An 844-nucleotide genomic window follows, 5' to 3' on the forward strand; every position below is an offset into this window, starting at 1 on the left:
TCAAGAATCCTAACGGCGAGCTTAACAAGTTTGGTGAACCTCTTGCTGACAGTCAGTTGACCCTAGCGATTCAACGTGCTGCGCTTGAGCGTGGTTTGATGGTTGAAAAAGGCGGCCGCGAAGGTTCTGTTATTCGCTTCCTTCCACCACTTATCATTTCATTCGAACAGATTGACTTCGCATTACGTGTGCTTGAAGAAGCGATCATCGCCGCAGGCGGTAGCCACGTTGAAGCTGCACCACAAGAAGAGTGGAAAAAGCACTTCATCCATACCAGTGAACTAGGCAGTGCTGAGTTTGCATCAGTAATGAACCACACAACTGCTGCAATGAAGTCAGTGTTTGAACAAGTTAACGCACCATACTCAGGTATGGAGCCTAAAGCGTTAGAAGATGCGATCAACGCGGTTGACCTAGACAATAAAAATGCACCACTTAAATCCGTAATCGATGATGCGGCAGAGCTGGTGGCAAAGAACGCTATCTTCACTCAACACCCTGATTGTATCGCGCATTTGCATACGCCTCCTTTAATGCCGGCTGTTGCAGCAGAGGCGATGATTGCAGCACTGAACCAATCAATGGATTCATGGGACCAAGCATCTTCTGCAACTTACGTTGAGCAAAAAGTGGTCAATTGGCTGTGCGGCAAGTACGACTTAGGCGAAAAAGCCGATGGTATTTTCACTAGCGGTGGCACTCAAAGTAACCAAATGGGTTTGATGCTGGCACGTGATTGGATCGCAGATAAGCTAAGTGGTCACTCAATCCAGAAGTTAGGTCTGCCTGACTACGCTGACAAACTTCGCATCGTATGTTCTAAGAAATCACACTTCACAGTTCA

At 47.2% G+C, this 844-nt stretch carries 1 protein-coding gene; it reads left to right on the forward strand.

The annotated features are described in order from the left end of the window. Nucleotides 1-844: pyridoxal-dependent decarboxylase (locus R7093_RS24690; RefSeq protein ID WP_318146949.1), on the forward strand; the 844-nt coding region annotated here is incomplete at both ends.

This window comes from Vibrio sp. 1580, assembly GCF_033340055.1.